The sequence below is a fragment of the Pseudoduganella sp. SL102 genome, assembly GCF_027856995.1.
Taxonomy (GTDB): domain Bacteria; phylum Pseudomonadota; class Gammaproteobacteria; order Burkholderiales; family Burkholderiaceae_D; genus Rugamonas; species Rugamonas albidiflava.
The window spans coordinates 4909482-4925556 of record NZ_CP115554.1 but is presented as its reverse complement, the minus strand read 5'-3'; the positions used below and the strand labels follow the sequence as shown (position 1 = coordinate 4925556).

13 protein-coding genes are annotated in these 16075 nt (G+C 65.7%); 10 read left to right on the top strand and 3 right to left on the bottom strand.

Annotated features, from left to right (window positions below):
* The first annotated feature begins 32 nt into the window (after nucleotides 1–32).
* From rseP to OU994_RS20710, 10 genes are all read left to right on the top strand, one after another.
* Nucleotides 33–1391 (top strand): RIP metalloprotease RseP, encoded by a 1359-nt coding sequence (gene rseP, locus OU994_RS20755; protein ID WP_281607478.1) that lies wholly within the window; start codon nucleotides 33–35, stop codon nucleotides 1389–1391.
* 121 nt (nucleotides 1392–1512) lie between these two features.
* Nucleotides 1513–3846 carry an outer membrane protein assembly factor BamA gene (bamA, locus tag OU994_RS20750; RefSeq protein ID WP_131145285.1) on the top strand — a complete coding sequence of 778 codons (2334 nt, stop codon included), beginning with the start codon at nucleotides 1513–1515 and terminating at the stop codon, nucleotides 3844–3846.
* A gap of 57 nt (nucleotides 3847–3903) precedes the next feature.
* Nucleotides 3904–4437: an OmpH family outer membrane protein gene (locus tag OU994_RS20745; protein WP_229420795.1), complete on the top strand. Its 534-nt coding sequence runs from the start codon at nucleotides 3904–3906 to the stop codon at nucleotides 4435–4437.
* A gap of 72 nt (nucleotides 4438–4509) precedes the next feature.
* A complete protein-coding gene (lpxD, locus tag OU994_RS20740; RefSeq protein ID WP_281607477.1) occupies nucleotides 4510–5580 on the top strand; it encodes a UDP-3-O-(3-hydroxymyristoyl)glucosamine N-acyltransferase in 1071 nt (356 codons plus the stop codon).
* On the top strand, nucleotides 5577–6047 hold the full coding sequence (gene fabZ, locus OU994_RS20735; protein WP_131145287.1) for a 3-hydroxyacyl-ACP dehydratase FabZ: 471 nt from the start codon (nucleotides 5577–5579) through the stop codon (nucleotides 6045–6047). The genes lpxD and fabZ overlap by 4 nt, the downstream gene beginning before the upstream one ends.
* 27 nt (nucleotides 6048–6074) lie before the next feature.
* A complete protein-coding gene (gene lpxA, locus OU994_RS20730) occupies nucleotides 6075–6863 on the top strand; it encodes an acyl-ACP--UDP-N-acetylglucosamine O-acyltransferase (protein WP_131145288.1) in 789 nt (262 codons plus the stop codon).
* Between the two features lies 1 nt (nucleotide 6864).
* A complete protein-coding gene (lpxB, locus tag OU994_RS20725) occupies nucleotides 6865–8052 on the top strand; it encodes a lipid-A-disaccharide synthase (RefSeq protein WP_281611678.1) in 1188 nt (395 codons plus the stop codon).
* Between the two features lie 77 nt (nucleotides 8053–8129).
* Nucleotides 8130–8753: a ribonuclease HII gene (gene rnhB / locus OU994_RS20720; RefSeq protein ID WP_281607476.1), complete on the top strand. Its 624-nt coding sequence runs from the start codon at nucleotides 8130–8132 to the stop codon at nucleotides 8751–8753.
* A 24-nt stretch (nucleotides 8754–8777) separates the two neighbouring features.
* Nucleotides 8778–9572: an RNA methyltransferase gene (locus OU994_RS20715; RefSeq protein WP_281607475.1), complete on the top strand. Its 795-nt coding sequence runs from the start codon at nucleotides 8778–8780 to the stop codon at nucleotides 9570–9572.
* A 12-nt stretch (nucleotides 9573–9584) separates the two neighbouring features.
* The gene (locus OU994_RS20710) at nucleotides 9585–10778 is read left to right on the top strand and encodes an EAL domain-containing protein (protein ID WP_281607474.1); all 1194 of its coding nucleotides are present in this window, start codon (nucleotides 9585–9587) and stop codon (nucleotides 10776–10778) included.
* A 201-nt stretch (nucleotides 10779–10979) separates the two neighbouring features.
* Here OU994_RS20710 and ggpS read toward each other — a convergent pair whose 3' ends face one another.
* From ggpS to sigJ, 3 genes are all read right to left on the bottom strand, one after another.
* Entirely contained in the window at nucleotides 10980–13304 is a 2325-nt protein-coding gene (gene ggpS, locus OU994_RS20705) for a glucosylglycerol-phosphate synthase (RefSeq protein WP_281607473.1), read from the bottom strand.
* A gap of 326 nt (nucleotides 13305–13630) precedes the next feature.
* Nucleotides 13631–14761, bottom strand: a complete 1131-nt coding sequence (locus OU994_RS20700) for a mechanosensitive ion channel family protein (RefSeq protein WP_281607472.1) — start codon at nucleotides 14759–14761, stop codon at nucleotides 13631–13633.
* A 383-nt stretch (nucleotides 14762–15144) separates the two neighbouring features.
* Nucleotides 15145–16035 carry an RNA polymerase sigma factor SigJ gene (sigJ, locus tag OU994_RS20695; protein WP_281607471.1) on the bottom strand — a complete coding sequence of 297 codons (891 nt, stop codon included), beginning with the start codon at nucleotides 16033–16035 and terminating at the stop codon, nucleotides 15145–15147.
* Between the last annotated feature and the right edge of the window lie 40 nt (nucleotides 16036–16075).

Sequence of the window (16075 nt, the reverse complement as noted above, 5' to 3'; positions counted from 1 at the left end):
ACTTCACCTGAATTCCACCCGAGACTATCGCCATGAACCTGCTGCAGACGGTCGCCGCCTTCCTCGTTGCACTGGGTACGCTGGTGGTCATCCACGAACTGGGCCACTACCTGGTGGCGCGCTGGTGCGGCGTGAAGGTGCTGCGCTTCTCGGTCGGCATGGGGCGCGTGGTGTGGTCGCGCAAGATCGGTCCGGACCAGACGGAATGGGCGGTCTCCGCGCTGCCGCTGGGCGGTTACGTGAAGATGCTCGACGCGCGCGACCAGGATGTGAAGGACATCCCCGCCGCCGACCTGCCGCGCGAATTCACGCGGCAGAACGTGTGGAAGCGCATCGCCATCGTGGCCGCGGGGCCGATCGCCAACTTCCTGCTGGCGATCGTGCTGTTCGCCGGCCTGTACATGGTCGGCATCGAGGAGCCGGCCACGCGCATCGCTGCGCCCGGCGCGCAAACGCCGGCCGCGCTGGCGGGCCTCGATCGCGACGACGTGATCCGCGCCGTCAACGGCAACGCCGTCGCCGGCTGGTCCGAGCTGCGCTGGCAGCTCATCGAAGCGGTCGTCGCATCGAAGGACGGCGAGGGCGCCCGCATCGAGGCCGAGCGGCCGGGCCGCGGCCGCTACACGTTCACGGTGCCTGCCGCCACGCTGCGCGCCGTCGACCTCGACGGCGACGTGCCGGGCGAGCTGGGCTTCAACATCTGGCTGCCGGCGCCCGTGCTGGGCAAGGTCGATCCGGCCGGCGCCGGTGCCCGTGCCGGCCTGCGCGGCGGCGACCAGGTGGTGGCGATGGATGGCAAGCCGGTGCTCGATATCGGCGCGTTCAGCGCCGCCATCCGCGAGGCCGCGGCACGCACCGTGCAGCTCGACGTGCGGCGCGATGGCGAAACGGTGCGGGTGCTGGTGGTGCCCGAAGCGGTGGCCGGTAAAGACGGTGTAACAGTCGGTAAGATCAAGGTCGAGCTGCTGGGCCGGCCGGATATGATCGTCGTGGCCGACGGGCCGTTCGCCGCCGTGGCCAAGGCGGCGCGCAAGGTGTGGGACACCAGCGTGCTGACGGTCCGCATGATCGGCCGGATGATCATCGGCGAGGTCTCGTGGAAGAACGTCACCGGACCGATCACGATCGCCGATTACGCGGGCCAGAGTTCACGCATCGGCCTGGCGAGCTACCTGTCCTTCGTGGCAGTCGTCAGCATCAGCCTTGGGGTGATGAATTTGCTCCCGATACCGGTTCTGGATGGCGGCCATTTGCTGTATTATTCGCTGGAAGTTTTGACTGGGCGCCCGGTGCCGGAGCGTTTTGGGGAGATTGCACAGCGTCTGGGTGTCGGGTTGTTGGTGACCTTGATGGCGCTCGCTGTGTTCAACGATGTCGCGCGGTTGCTGTGATCCGCCTGGCCGCGTGTGCAGTCTCGTATTTGGGAAGCTGGTTCGGAATGATTGCGGGCGAGGTGTCGAAAGGTGCTGTCCGGATTATCGCGAAGCAGCTTCCGAGCCAATTTTAATGCCAATGAAATTCATTTCTGACCGCTTTGCCTCGCCTTCATTTCGCCGCACACTGATCGGCGCCGCTGTACTGGCTTTCTGCTCCGGCAGCGCTTTCGCCGTCCAACCCTTCGTCGTCAAGGATATCCGCGTCGAAGGCATCCAGCGTACCGAAGCGGGCACCGTGTTCAGCTACCTGCCGGTGCGCGTGGGCGAAACGTTCAGCGACGATAAATCCGTCACCACGATCAAGGCGCTGTACGCGACCGGCATCTTCAAGGACGTGCGGCTGGAAAAGGACGGCGACGTGCTCGTCGTCATCGTCGAGGAACGCCCGGCGATCGCCAAGGTCGACTTCACCGGCACGCAGGAATTCGAGAAGGACATGCTGGTCACCGCGCTGAAGGATATCGGCGTGGGCGAAGCCAAGACCTTCGACAAGGCCACCGTCGACCGCGCCGAGCAGGAACTGAAGCGGCAATACCTGTCGCGCGGCCTGTATGGCGTGAAGGTCACCACCACGGTCACGCCGATGGAGCGCAACCGCGTGTCGATCATGTTCAATGTCGACGAAGGCGAGATCGCCCGCATCAAGCAGATCAACATCGTCGGCAACAAGGTCTTCTCCGACAAGGAGCTGCGCAAGGAACTGGAACTGAACACGTCCGGCTGGTTCAGCTGGTACACCAAGGCCGACCAGTATTCCAAGACCAAGCTGACCGGCGACCTGGAATCGCTGAAGTCGTTCTACCTGGACCGCGGCTACGTGGAGATGAACGTCGATTCCACCCAGGTCTCGATCACGCCGGACAAGAAGGACATCTACCTCACCATCAACATCACCGAAGGCGAGAAGTACACCGTCTCCGACATCAAGTTCGAAGGCGAGATGTATGGCCGCGAAGACGAACTGCGTTCGCTGGTGCTGCTGAAGAAGGGCGAAACGTATTCCGGTGCGCGCCTGACCGCCACCAACAAGCTGATCACCGACCGCCTGGGCAACTTCGGCTTCGCCTTCGCCAACGTGAACGCCAACCCGGAAGTGAACCGTGAAAAGCGCGAAGTCGCGTTCACGTTCTTCATCGATCCGGGCAAGCGCGCCTACGTGCGCCACATGAACATCCAGGGCAACACCACCACGCGCGACGAAGTGATCCGCCGCGAATTCCGCCAGTTCGAATCGAGCTGGTACGACGCCAACAAGGTCAAGCTCTCGCGCGACCGCGTGGACCGCCTGGGCTACTTCAAGGACGTGACGGTCGACACGCCGGAAGCGCAGGGCACTTCCGACCAGGTGGACGTGAACCTGACGGTGGTGGAAAAGCCGACCGGCAACTTCCAGATCGGCGGCGCGTTCTCGCAGGCCGAGAAGTTCAGCCTGTCCGCCTCGATCCAGCAGGCCAACTTCGCCGGCTCCGGCAACACCGTGGGCCTGGAACTGAACACCAGCAAGTACAGCCGCACGATCGCCTTCTCGCAGACCAATCCGTACTACACGGACGACGGCGTGTCGCAGAGCTACGAGCTGTACCTGCGTACCTTCGATCCGCCGGCCGTCAACACGGGTATGTACTCGATCAAGCAGACCGGCGGCCGCGTCAGCTGGGGCGTGCCGTTCTCCGAAGTCGATACCGTGTTCTTCGGCATCGGCCTGGAACGCGCCACGATCAAGACCGACGTGACCAGCCCGAACTACTTCAAGCAGTACGTGCGCGACCTGGGCGGCCCGGCCAGCGGCGAGGGCGAAGTATCGTCCAACTCGGTGCCGCTGACGATCGCGTGGGGCCGCGACAGCCGCGACAGCGCCGTCACGCCGACCATCGGCCGCTACCAGCGCGCCAACCTGGAGATCGACCTGATCGGCGACTCGAAATACGTGCGCGCCGTCTACGAGCAGCAGTGGTACCGCCCGATCACGAGCTGGGCCACGCTGGCGCTGAAGGGCGAGTTCGACTATGGCCACGGCATCGGCGACCGGCCGTATCCGGTGTTCAAGAACTTCTACGCCGGCGGTATCGGCTCGGTGCGCGGCTACTACAGCTCGTCGCTGGGTTACCTCGACACCAACGGCGACGCGCTGGGTGGCGCCTCGCGCCTGATCGGCAATGCCGAGCTGCAATTCCCGTTCCCCGGCCAGGGCAAGGACCGCAGCCTGCGCTGGTTCGCCTTCTTCGATGGCGGCCAGGTCTACCAGGAAGGGGCCAAGATGCGCCTGTCCGAGCTGCGCTTCTCGACCGGTCTTGGCGTGAGCTGGATTTCCCCGGTAGGCCCGCTGAAGTTGAGTTATGCTAAGCCTATTAACCCGATATTTGGCGACCGCCTGGAGCGCTTCCAGTTCCAGATGGGTACCGGCTTCTGATGCCGGCAATGGCGCGCATCGGGTGATGTCGGGGCAATTGAGTAGAGGAGAATCATCTTGAAGACTGCATCTGCCACGCTTGGCAAGCTGTTCGCCATCATGGCGCTGGGCTCGCTGGTGCTGGGGACCGCGCTGGGGACCGCGCATGCGCAGAATGCGCAGTCGTCGCGGATCGCCTGGCTGAGCCCGGAGCGCATCTATAACGAATCCAAGCTGGCCAAGCTGGCCGGCGACAAGCTGAAGGAAGAATTCTCGCCGCGCGAGAAGGCCCTCAACGAACTGGGTGCGCGCCTGAAGACCGCCACCGAAAAATACACGAAGGACGAGCCCACGCTGGGTGAACTGGACCGTGCCAAGCGCCAGCGCGAAGTGGTGGAGCTGGACAAGGATCTCCAGCGCCGCCAGCGTGAATTCCGCGAAGACCTGTCCCAGCGGACCAACGAGGAGCGCGCCGCGATCGCCGAGAAGGCCACGCGGATCATCAAGCAGCTGGCCCTGACCGAAGGGTTCGACATCGTGCTGCAGGATGCCGTCTGGGCCAACCCGCGCATCGACATCACCGACAAGGTGCTGGCGGCACTCGACAAGTAATCACCGAAACGCCGGCCAGCCTGTCGCTCTGCGGTGGGCTGGCCGGCTTTTCCACTTTTGATTGGATAGTTCATGGGCATTCGACTGGGAGACCTGGTCGAGCGCTTCGGCGGAGAGTTGATCGGCGACCCCGACCTGCAGGTGGTGGGGATCGCGCCATTGACGGACGCCGGCGTTTCACACATCAGTTTCCTCTCCAACAGCAAATTCCGCGCGCAGGCCGGGCAGAGCCGCGCCGCCGCGCTGATCCTGTCGCCCAACGATGACCCGCTCGTCGCCCAGGCCTACGCCGGCGCGCGCATCGTCACGAAGAACCCGTATGCGTACTTCGCGCGCGCCGCGCAGTATTTCGAGGCGCTGACGGCGCACGTGCCGGCGCCGGGTATCCACCCGACGGCGTACGTGGACCCGTCCGCGCAGGTCGATGCCACGGCCCATATCGGGCCGCATGTAACGGTCGAGGCCGGCGCCATCGTCAAGGCCCATGCCGTGATCGATTCCGGCTGCTTCATCGGCCGCGAAGCCGTCGTCGGCGAGGGCACGCACTTCTTCGCCAACGTCACCTTTCACGCGCGCTGCGTGATCGGCGCGCGTGGCATCCTGCACTCTGGCGCCGTGATCGGCACCGACGGCTTCGGTTTCGCCAATGAAGGCGGGGTCTACATCAAGATCCCGCAGGTCGGCCGCGTGGTGATCGGCGACGACGTCGATATCGGCGCCAACACCACGGTGGACCGCGGTGCGCTGGCCGACACGGTCATCGAGGACGGCGTCAAGCTCGACAACCAGATCCAGATCGGCCACAACTGCCACATCGGCGCGCACACGGCCATGGCCGGCTGCGTGGGCGTGGCCGGCAGCGCGAAGATCGGCAAGTACTGCACGTTCGGCGGCGCGGCGATGGTGCTGGGCCACCTGACGATCGTCGATCACGTGCACGTGTCGTCGGCCAGCATGGTGTCGCGCTCGATCATGGAGCCGGGGCAGTACACCGGCTTCTACCCGCTGGCGAAAAACAGCGAATGGGAGAAATCCGCGGCCATCGTGCGGAACCTGGGTGCCATGCGCGAGAAGATCCGCGCACTCGAGAAATCGATCAAGACGATCAATAACAAAACCAACGAGCAAGAAGACGAATCATGACCACTGCTGAAAACAAGACCCTGTGCATCAACCAGATCAAGGAACTGCTGCCGCACCGCTACCCGCTGCTGCTGGTGGACCGGGTGCTGAACTGGGAAGCCAACAAGACGATCACCGCCATCAAGAACGTGACCGTCAACGAAGAATTTTTCAACGGCCACTTCCCGCACAAGCCGGTCATGCCGGGCGTGCTGATGATCGAGGCGATGGCGCAGACCGCGGCCATCCTGTCGTTCCTGACGATGGGCATCAAGCCCGACGAGAATTCGGTGGTCTACTTCGTGGGCATCGACAACGCGCGCTTCAAGCGCCCGGTGGGCCCCGGCGACCAGCTGAAGATGGATGTCGAGATCGTGCGCGTGTCGCGCGGCATCTGGAAGTACAAGGCGGTGGGCAGCGTCGACGGCCAGACCGCGGTCGAGGCGGACCTGATGTGCACCATCCGTAACACCGCCGACGCAGCGTAAGCCGGTGGGGCAACAGAAGGAGGCAGCATGACGACCATTCATCCAACCGCGATCGTCGATTCGGGGGCACAGCTGGGCGAGGGCGTGGCGATCGGCGCGTATTCGATCATCGGGCCCGATGTCGTCATCGGCGACCGTACCTGGGTCGGCCCGCACGTGGTCATCCAGGGCCACACCACGATCGGCACCGACAACAAGTTCTTCCAGTTCTCGTCGATCGGCGCGCCGCCGCAGGACAAGAAATGGCATGGCGAGCCGACGCGGCTGGAAATAGGCGACCGCAACACGATCCGCGAGTTCTGCACGTTCAACCTGGGCACGGTGCAGGACAAGGGCGTGACGAAGCTGGGCAACGACAACTGGATCTCGGCCTATGTGCACCTGGCGCACGACTGCGTGGTCGGCAACAACACCATCTTCTCGAACAACGCGCAAATGGCGGGACACGTGGAGATCGGCGACTGGGTCATCATGAGCGGCTATGCCAACGTGCACCAGTTCTGCAAGATCGGCGCCCATGCCTTCGTCGGCATGAGCACCAGCCTGACGCAGGACGTGCCGCCGTTCGTGCTGCTGAACGGGAATCCGGCCCAGGCGCACGGCATCAACATCGAAGGCCTGAAGCGCCGCGGCTTCACGCGCGAGCAGATCAACGCGCTGCGCACCTCGTACAAGATCCTGTACCGCTCGGGCCACACGCTGGAAGAGGCCAAGGCGGCGCTGCTCGAGCAGGAGCGGGCCACGCCCGATGCCGCCGCGCAGATCCGCGAATTCCGCACCTTCCTCGATACCGCCTCCCGTGGCATCGTCCGCTGAGATGCGTGAAGGAAGCGCCAAGGCGGCCACCGCGGCGCCCGGGCAGCCATCCATCGCCATCGTCGCCGGGGAACCGTCCGGCGACATGCTGGCCGCGCGCCTGCTGGCCGGCCTGCGGCCGCACCTGCCCGAGGCGCGCTTCCACGGCATCGGCGGACCAGCCATGATCGCCCAGGGTTTCCAGTCGGACGTGCCGCTGGAGACGATGACGGTGCGCGGCCTGTTCGAGATCATCCCCCGCTACCGCGAACTGAAACGCATCCAGCGCACCTTGCGCGACCGCCTGCTGGCCGAGCGGCCGGCCGTGTTCATCGGCGCCGACTACCCGGGCTTCAACCTGGGGCTGGAGGGCGAACTGAAGGCGGCCGGCATCCCGACCATGCATTACATCGGGCCGCAGATCTGGGCGTGGCGCGGCGGGCGGATCAAGAAGATCGTCAGCAATGTCTCGCACATGCTGGTGATCTTCCCGTTCGAGGAAGAGATCTACCGCAAGGCCGGCGTGCCGGTGACCTACGTGGGCCACCCGCTGGCGGAACTGATCCCCCTGGTGCCGGACGTGACGGCGGCGCGCCGCCACCTCGGCCTGGCCGACGACGCCAGGGTGGTCGCCATCATGCCGGGCAGCCGGATGGGGGAGCTGAAGTACAACACGGCGGCCTTCATGGGCGCCGCGAAGCTGCTGCTGCAACGCGAGCCGTCGCTGCATTTCGTGGCGCCGATGGCGGGCGAAAAGCAGAAGGAATACTTCACCAAACTGGTGCGGGTGGCCGGCCTGCAGGACGTGCCGGTCCAGCTGCTCGATGGCGAAAGCCACGCGGCGATCTGCGCGGCCGATGCCGTGCTGGTGGCTTCCGGCACCGCGTCGCTGGAAGTGGCGCTGTACAAGAAGCCGATGGTCATCGCCTACCGGATGATGCGCGCTTCGTGGGAAATCATGCGGCACATGGGGTACCAGCCCTGGATCGGCCTGCCGAACATCCTGGCGCGCGAGTTCCTGGTGCCCGAGCTGCTGCAGCACCATGCCAGCCCCGAGTCGCTGGCCAACCATCTGTGGAAGCAATTGACGGACGAGGCGCACCGTGCGAACCTGATCCGGCGCTTCACGGACATGCACCACAGCCTGCTGCGCAACTCCGCCGAGGCGAGCGCCGAGGCCGTATTGAAAGTCATAGGAAGAACCACGTGACCATACTGGATGACGCAAAAGTCAGCGCAAAAGTCAGCGCAAAAGTCAGCGCAAAAGGCAGCGCAAAGGGCAATGCAATGAGCAATGAGCCGCAGGGCGGCCTGTTCGACGACCTGCCGTATTCCCTCGACGAGATCATCTGCGGCGTGGATGAAGCGGGCCGCGGCCCGCTGGCCGGGCCCGTGTACGCGGCCGCCGTGATCCTGCACCGCGAACGGCCCATCGCCGGCCTGCGCGACTCGAAGAAGCTCACCGAAGCCCGGCGCGAAGAGCTGGCGCCGCTGATCAAGCGCGACTGCATCGCCTGGGCGATCGCCAAGGCCTCCGAGGCGGAGATCGACAAGCTGAACATCCTGCAGGCCTCGCTGCTGGCCATGAAGCGGGCCGTGCATGCGCTCGAGACGATTCCCACGCTGGCCCTCATCGATGGCAACAAGTGCCCGGTGATGAAGATCCAGACCATCGCCATCGTCGATGGCGACGACAAGATCGAATCGATCTCCGCCGCGTCGATCCTGGCGAAGACGGCGCGCGACGATGCGCTGCGCAAGCTGCACAGGAAGTATCCGCAATACGGTTTCGACCAGCACAAGGGCTACGGCACGGCGCAGCACCTCGAAGCGCTGAAGCTGCACGGCGTGACGCCGGTGCACCGGCGCTCCTTCGCCCCCGTGCGCGAACTGCTGGAGCTGGCGTTTTGACATCCACTCAATGAAGAACACGCAGTGAAGACAATCTCTTCGCGCGACAACGCGCAGTACAAGGAACTGAAGCACCTGGCCACCAATGCGCACGCGCTGCGCAAGGCCGGCCGCACGCTGCTCGACGGCGTGCACCTGTGCGAAACCTGGCTGCGGATGCGCGGCCAGCCGGAACAGTGCATCGTCAGCGACAGCGGCCTGCGCCATCCTGAAATCGTCGCTTTGGTGGCGAAACTGGAGGCGCATCACGGCCGCGTGCTGCACTTGCCCGACGCGCTGTACGAGCCGCTGTCGCAGGTCGAGCATGGCGTGGGCATCCTGTTCCTGGTCGAGATGCCGCGCCCGGCCGTGCCGGCGGCGCTGGCGGCCAATGCGGTCCTGCTGGACAATATCCAGGATCCCGGCAACGTGGGCTCGATCCTGCGCAGCGCGGCGGCCGCCGGCATCGGCGAGATATACTGCAGCCCCGGCACGGCATTCTGCTGGTCGCCGAAGGTGCTGCGTGCCGCCATGGGCGCGCACTTCGTGCTGGAGATTTACGAGAACGTGGCGCTGGCGCCGTTGCTGGCCGGCGCGAACATCGCCACGCTGGCCACCAGCGGCTATGCGAAGCAGAAGCTGTACGACGTCGACCTGAAGCGGCCGGTGGCATGGGTATTCGGCCATGAAGGGCAGGGCGTGTCCGACGAGTTGCTGGCGCTGGCCAGCCACAAGGTCGTGATCCCGCACTTGGGGGAAGTGGAATCGCTGAACGTGGCCGCCTGCGCGGCCGTGTGTTTCTTCGAACAGGTCAGGCAAAGCCAGGCGCGCGCCGGCTGAAACGGAGGGAGCATGGAGATCGCCGCATTGCAGTTCCTGGTGGCGGAAAGCGAACCGGTGCAGCGCGAGCTGCTGGCCGGGCTGTTGCGCAGTGCCGGCGCGCAGCACATCCATTTTGCGCCGGACGGCCACGCCGCGCTGCGCGCCCTGCATGGCGCGGCGCCGGCGATCGATATCGTCGTGATGGACCTGGGCCTGGCCGGCATGGATGGGCTGGAACTGATCCGGCGCCTGGCGGAAGACCGCTGCCGCGCCGGCCTGATCGTGGTCGGTGCGCAAAGCGGCGACATCCTGTTTTCCGTCGAGACGATGGCGCTGGCCTACGGGGTCGACCTGCTGGGCGCCGTCGCCAAGCCGGTCTCCGCGCCGCGCCTGGAAGCGCTGGTCGCCAACTACACGCGGCCGCCGGAAACCGCCGCGGGGGCGCCGGTCACGCCGTTCACGTTCGCCGAAGTGGGCAAGGGCCTGCAGGCGCGCGAGTTCGATCCCTTCTTCCAGCCCAGGATCGAGCTGGAAACCGGCCAGGTGAAGGGGCTTGAGATGTTCGCCCGCTGGCGGCACCCGAAGCTCGGCGTGCTGGGCCCGGCGGCCTTCATGCCGGCGCTGGAAGCGGCCGGGCGCATCGATTTCCTCGACTGGAGCATGATCGAGAAATCGGTGGCGGCCTGCCGCACCCTGCACGACCAGGGCATGCCGGTCTCGTTTTCGATCAATGTCGATCCGGGCACGCTGTCGCACCCGCAGTTCATCGCCCAGATCGGCGCCTGCCTGGAACGGCACCGCATCCTGCCCGGCTACATCACCTTCGAGATCACCGAATCGTCGGTGCTGCAGACCGATCCGCACTTCCTGGAACGCCTGCTGCGCCTGCGCATGATGGGCTTCGGCCTGGCCATCGACGACTACGGCACGGGGCGCTCGAACCTGCAGTTGCTGGCCTCGATCCCGTTCTCGGAACTGAAGATCGACCGCAGCTTCGTCGACGGCGCCTCCCGCAAGCGCGCCATCGGCACCGTGCTGAAATCGTGCCTGGGCCTGGCGCGCAGCCTGGACCGCACCTCGTGCGCCGTCGGCGTCGAGACCAAGCAGGACTGGGACTTCCTGCAAGGCCTCGGCTGCACCTACGCGCAAGGCTACTACATCGCCAGCCCGATGCCGGTGGACGAGTTCCCCAAGTGGCTCGTCGAGTGGCGGCAGTTTTTCTGATGTAACCCAACGGCAGAGGCAGGGGTCTGACCCGCCGGGTCAGACCCAGGGTTTGCACTTGGGGTTCGCCTGGCGTGCCACGCACGTCGAGCCGTCCGACACCAGGCGCATCGAACGGCGCTTCTCCAGCGGCTGCCACGCCGCCCAGGAAGATTTGCATGCGCAAGGCGGTGCCGTCATCGGACGCCCGCCAGCGTCCCATCACGCGGCCGCCCGTTCCTCGTCCGCGCCGGTATCCATCACCGCCTCGAGAAAATCGCGACCCCAGCGCGCCACATCGTGCTCGGTGGCGATCATGGCCATGCGCGCGGTGCGATAGGCGCGTTCCTCTTCACCCATCGTCAGCGCCTGGTGCAGCGTGGCCGTCATGGCATTGGCATCGTAGGGATTCGTCAGCAGCGCGCCGTGCAGTTCCACGGCGGCGCCGGCGAACTCGGAGAGGATCAGGACACCGGATTTCCCGGCCGCCTTGCGCGACGCCACGTATTCCTTGGCCACCAGGTTCAGGCCATCGCGCAGCGGCGTGATCCAGGCCACGCCGCAGGCGGCGTAATGGGCGATCACCTCATCGAACGGCAGCGAGCGGTAGAAGTAGCGCACCGGCACCCAGTCCAGCGTGGAGAAGCGGCCGTTGATGCGGCCCACCGCGCGGTCCACTTCCACGCGCAGGCTGTCGTAGATCTCCATGCCCGGCGCGGCCGGCGTGATGATGTTCAGCAGCGTCACCTTGCCGATGTGTTCAGGGTGCCGTTCCAGCAGCCGTTCGAAGGCCTGCAGCTTTTCCAGCGAGCCTTTGACGTAGTCGAGCCGTTCGATGGAGACGATGCCGGTGGTGCCGCCCAGGTAATCCTCGATGGCGGCGGTCTTCTCCGCTACTTGCGGCTGGCTGACCAGGCCCTCGATCAGCGCCACGTCGGTACCGACAGGATGCGCGCCCAGCGCGACGGTGCGGCCACCCGCCTCGATCGACGTCGTCATCGTGTCCACGCCCAGCGCGCAGCCGTAGGTGAGGAAGCGCGGCGCGCACGGCACCGCCGGGCCCCGTTCCACTGGCGCGAACGAGCGCACCGCGTCGACGAAGTTCTCGACATAGCGGGGAATGTGGAAGCCCACGTAATCGCATTGCAGCAGGCTGCCGATGATGTCGCGGCGCCATGGCAGGATGTTGAACACGTCGCTGGACGGGAACGCCGTGTGGTGGAAGAAGGCGATGCGCAGGTCCGGCCGCAGCGGGCGCAGGAAGGCCGGCACCATCCACAGGTTGTAGTCGTGCACCCAGACCACGGCGCCGTCGGCCGCTTCGCGCGCGGTCTGTTCGGCGAACAGGCGGTTCACTTCCAGGAAGCGTTCCCAATGGGCGGCGTTGAACTCGGCCTTGTCGGGGAACGAGAAGATGATCGGCCAGAACGCCTCCTTGGAAAACTTCTTGTAGAACAGGTCCACGTCTTGCGCCGTCAGCGCCACGCGCGCGGCGCGCAGGCGCGGGTAGGCCACTTCGTCGACCGCGACGTGTGTCTCGAAATCTTCCGGCGCGCGGCTGTCCTGCTGCGACCACGCCACCCAGGAACCCTTGCGGCTGCCGGCGAAGAAGCGCAGCAGCGTGGGGATGATGCCGTTCGGGCTTTTCGGGCGGCGCCGCGACTGCACGCCGTTTTCCGTCACCTCGTCGAACGGCAGGCGGTGGTAGACCATCACCAGGTCGGCGTCGCCATGCGCGCCGGCCACCGGTGCCGGCTGGCCGGCGCGGGGCAGGGCGCCATGGTGCACCAGGCCTTCCAGGATGCCGTCGCAGCCTTCGCCGGTGGCGATGTACACACTGGAACGGCGGCGCAGCTTCTGTACCAGTGCTGGTTCGGCGGCGCCGACGACGATGCCGGCCAGGCCGGTCTCGAACATCGACAGGTCGTTCAGCGTATCGCCGGCCACCACGATCGACGACGGCGCGATGCCGGCCGCTTCGGCCAGGGCCAGCAGCGCTGGGCCCTTGCCCACGCCGCGCGGCAGCACGTCCAGGTAGGCGCCGGCGGACATCAGCAGGTCGCAGTCGAGCTCCTCGACGGCGGCGCGCAGGGCGGGCGTCACGTCCGCCTCGCTGGCCACGAACGAGCAGCGGCGCTCTTGCGGCACGCTCTGGCGGCGCAGGCGTGGAAAGCCGGCCAGTGCCTTCAGCACGGCCTGCGAACCGGGCCAGCGCGCGGCGATGTCCTGCTGCAGGTTGCCCACCGGTTGCAGGTCGGCGCCATGCACGATGGTGGCGCCGACGTCGGCGATGATGTAGTCCGGCATGGGAATCGTCGGGTCGGACAGCAGCGGCAGGATCGATTCGAGGCCGCGGCCGGTCACGAACGCCAGCCGGGCATTGCGCGGCGCGGCGGTGAACTGCTCGCGCACGCGGCGCCGCGCTTCGGCGGTGCCGGCCAGCAGGGTACCGTCGAGATCGGTAGCAAGCAGGAAATGACCGGGGGTGATCGAGGAGACAGCGGGTGTGGAAAGAGTCGGGGAAACGCGGGACTGCAGAATTGCCATGGCGATTCATCCTTAAAGTAGCGATGCGTCGGGCGCTTAGCAGGTGCGCCAAACTGGATTTAACGTGTGCAAGCCACGGTCGCGGTGGACCGTTCACGCGTACGGACGCAACGGCGGCGGCATGCCGGCCATTGCCAGAGGAGGGAAGCGGCAGGGATGGTGCTTCGATGACAAAAGCGCCGCATCCCGGAGAATGCGGCGCCATTATACTATATTTCTAACAATACATTTGTAAGAATGTATTACGGTGCTGGAGCAATGCGACGCTGTGGATCGATGCGCCCTGGTGCATCAATGGGACATTAAGGATCACTGCAACAATGAATTTACTGCGACTTCGGCCGCGGCTCGGGAGCCGGCCGGCGCCGTTCCTCGGTACCGTCGTAGGTTTCGTTGGTCGCCTCGCCGCGCAGCACTTCCGGGTTCGACAGCTTCACGGTCTGCGTCGGATATGCGAACTCGATTCCGGCCCGGTTGAAGCGCTTGAACAGCTCGAAGTTGATGGCCTGCTGCGTGTCCATGAACAGGCCGTAGTCGGGCGTCTGCATCACGTACACCACCTCGAAGTCGAGCGACGACGGGCCATACGACTTGAAGTGCGCGCGGTCGAATTTCAGCTGCGGCTGGGCCGACACGATGTCCTTCAGCATGCCGGGAATGCTCTCCAGCTGCTCCTCGGTCACCTCGTACGTGACGCCCACGGAAAACACCACGCGCCGCGTTTCCATGCGCCGCACGTTGTGGATGCGGCTCTTCAGCAGGTCGCTGTTCGAGAACACGATTTCCTCGCCATTCAGGCTGCGGATGCGGGTGGTCTTCAGGCCCACGTACTGCACCGTGCCGGCCAGGTCGTCGACAGTGATGAAGTCGCCCACCACGAACGGCTTGTCGAGCAGGATCGACAGCGACGAGAACAGGTCGCCCAGGATGTTCTGCACGGCCAGCGCCACGGCGATACCGCCGATGCCCAGGCTGGCCACCAGCGTGGTGATGTTGACGCCGAAGTTATCGAGGATCATCAGCAGGATGACGGCCCACAGCGCGGCGCGCGCCACGAAGGTCAGCGCCGCGGTGGAGGTGGTCGCGGCCACGTCGGTGGCGCCGCGCTTCTTGCGGTAGAAATCGATCCAGCCGCGCACGCCCACGTCGAGCCAGCGGGCGATCTGCAGCAGCAGGATGGCCACGGCCAGGTTGCGCAGCAGCGTTTCCGCTTTCGGCGACAGCAGCAGCCACTGGGTACCGGCATACAGGCCCATCGCCACGATGAACGCCGTGCTGGTGGTTTTCAGCACGCGCACGGCCATGTCGTCCACGTGGGTGGCGGTATGCTCGGCGAACGCGCCGATGCGGCGCACCAGGAAGCGCTTGGCGGCGTACAGCGCCATGCTGACGGCGGCGGCGATGCCGATGGCGATCATCCAGGTATTGAGGTCGTTACCTAGCACTACATAGTCCATGTCTTCTCCTTGTCGGACGGGATGAATGGCAGGGCGGGGCCTGCATCGGGAAGCACCGCGCCGCGCGGCGGCCGGTACGAGGAGAAGACGGGCGCGCGATGGCAAACGGGCGCCCGCCCTTTTGATGAGTGGATGCTACCGTTGCTTGCCGGACCGGTCGGTTCGCCCGCGCACATTTGGCGGCAGGGAACGTCGGGCGTCACGTCTTGGTGGCTCGTCCGGGCAGTGGCGGTCTGATTGAATTAAGCCTACCCCAAGTGCAAATCAGGGGTCAGACCCGGCGGGTCTGACCCCAGCCTTTCGCTATTGGCGTGAATGCATGCGCCTTCAATGTTTCGAGTAGCGCTTCATTCCACGGCATTTGTCACAAACACCAGTCGTATTCACCCCAGCGCCGCGATACCCGCCAGCTTGTCCGGATTGCGGATCGCATAAATCGCCACGATACGGTCACCCTCGATGATGAACGCCTGCGCCGATTCGACGATGCCGCCGACATAGCGCACGATGCCCGGCTCCCCGTTCACGCGCGCCATCCGGTACGTGACCTTGCCGGGGTTGGCGTGTTCCACGGACCAGTACACGCCGGCGATGCGCGCCGCGCCGACCAGGATCTTGCCGAACGAGGGCACCTTGCCGCCGCCATCGGAGACCAGCCGCACGTCGCCGGCCAGGAAGGTCTTCATCGCTTCGCGGTCGGCGCCGGCGGCGGCCTGCATGAAGCGCGCCAGCAGGTCGCGGTGCACGTCCTCCGGCACCGTGAAGCGCGGCGTTTCCTGCTGTACCCGGGCCTGCGCACGGGAGACCAGCTGCCGGCATGCCGCTTCGCTCTTGCCCAGCGTGGCGGCGATGTCCGCGTAATCCTGGTCGAACACCTGCCGCATCAGGAAAGCCGCCCGTTCCTCGGGCGCCAGCCGCTCCAGCACCCACAGCATCGCCACGGAGACCTCGCTGGCCAGCTCGGCCGCCGTTTCCGGCGTGTGCTCGTCCAGTTCCACCAGCGGCTCGGGCAGCCACCAGCCCACGTAGGCTTCGCGTTCGGCCTTGCGGCTGCGCAGCCGGTCGATCGACAGCCGGGTGGCGACCGTCACCAGCCACGCCTCGGCCGACTGCACGGCGTCATGGCTGCTGGCGGCCCAGCGCAGCCAGGCATCCTGCACCACGTCCTCCGCGTCGGCGCGGATGCCCAGCATGCGGTAGGCGAGTGCGAACAGGCGGGGGCGGAGGGCGTCGAATTGCGCAACGGTGTGGTCGTTCATGGTTTCTGGCTTCATGGCGGATGGATGGTCTCCACAAGACGGCGGGGCGCCGCAA

Excerpts from the sequence above, each read along its gene's own strand:
- sigJ (WP_281607471.1), bottom strand. The coding sequence starts at position 16,035 with ATGAAGCCAGAAACCATGAACGACCACACCGTTGCGCAATTCGACGCC.
- lpxB (WP_281611678.1), top strand. The coding sequence starts at position 6,865 with ATGCGTGAAGGAAGCGCCAAGGCGGCCACCGCGGCGCCCGGGCAGCCA.
- OU994_RS20710 (WP_281607474.1), top strand. The coding sequence starts at position 9,585 with ATGGAGATCGCCGCATTGCAGTTCCTGGTGGCGGAAAGCGAACCGGTG.
- rseP (WP_281607478.1), top strand. The coding sequence starts at position 33 with ATGAACCTGCTGCAGACGGTCGCCGCCTTCCTCGTTGCACTGGGTACG.
- rnhB (WP_281607476.1), top strand. The coding sequence starts at position 8,130 with ATGAGCAATGAGCCGCAGGGCGGCCTGTTCGACGACCTGCCGTATTCC.
- bamA (WP_131145285.1), top strand. The coding sequence starts at position 1,513 with ATGAAATTCATTTCTGACCGCTTTGCCTCGCCTTCATTTCGCCGCACA.
- OU994_RS20700 (WP_281607472.1), bottom strand. The coding sequence starts at position 14,761 with ATGGACTATGTAGTGCTAGGTAACGACCTCAATACCTGGATGATCGCC.
- fabZ (WP_131145287.1), top strand. The coding sequence starts at position 5,577 with ATGACCACTGCTGAAAACAAGACCCTGTGCATCAACCAGATCAAGGAA.
- ggpS (WP_281607473.1), bottom strand. The coding sequence starts at position 13,304 with ATGGCAATTCTGCAGTCCCGCGTTTCCCCGACTCTTTCCACACCCGCT.
- lpxD (WP_281607477.1), top strand. The coding sequence starts at position 4,510 with ATGGGCATTCGACTGGGAGACCTGGTCGAGCGCTTCGGCGGAGAGTTG.
- lpxA (WP_131145288.1), top strand. The coding sequence starts at position 6,075 with ATGACGACCATTCATCCAACCGCGATCGTCGATTCGGGGGCACAGCTG.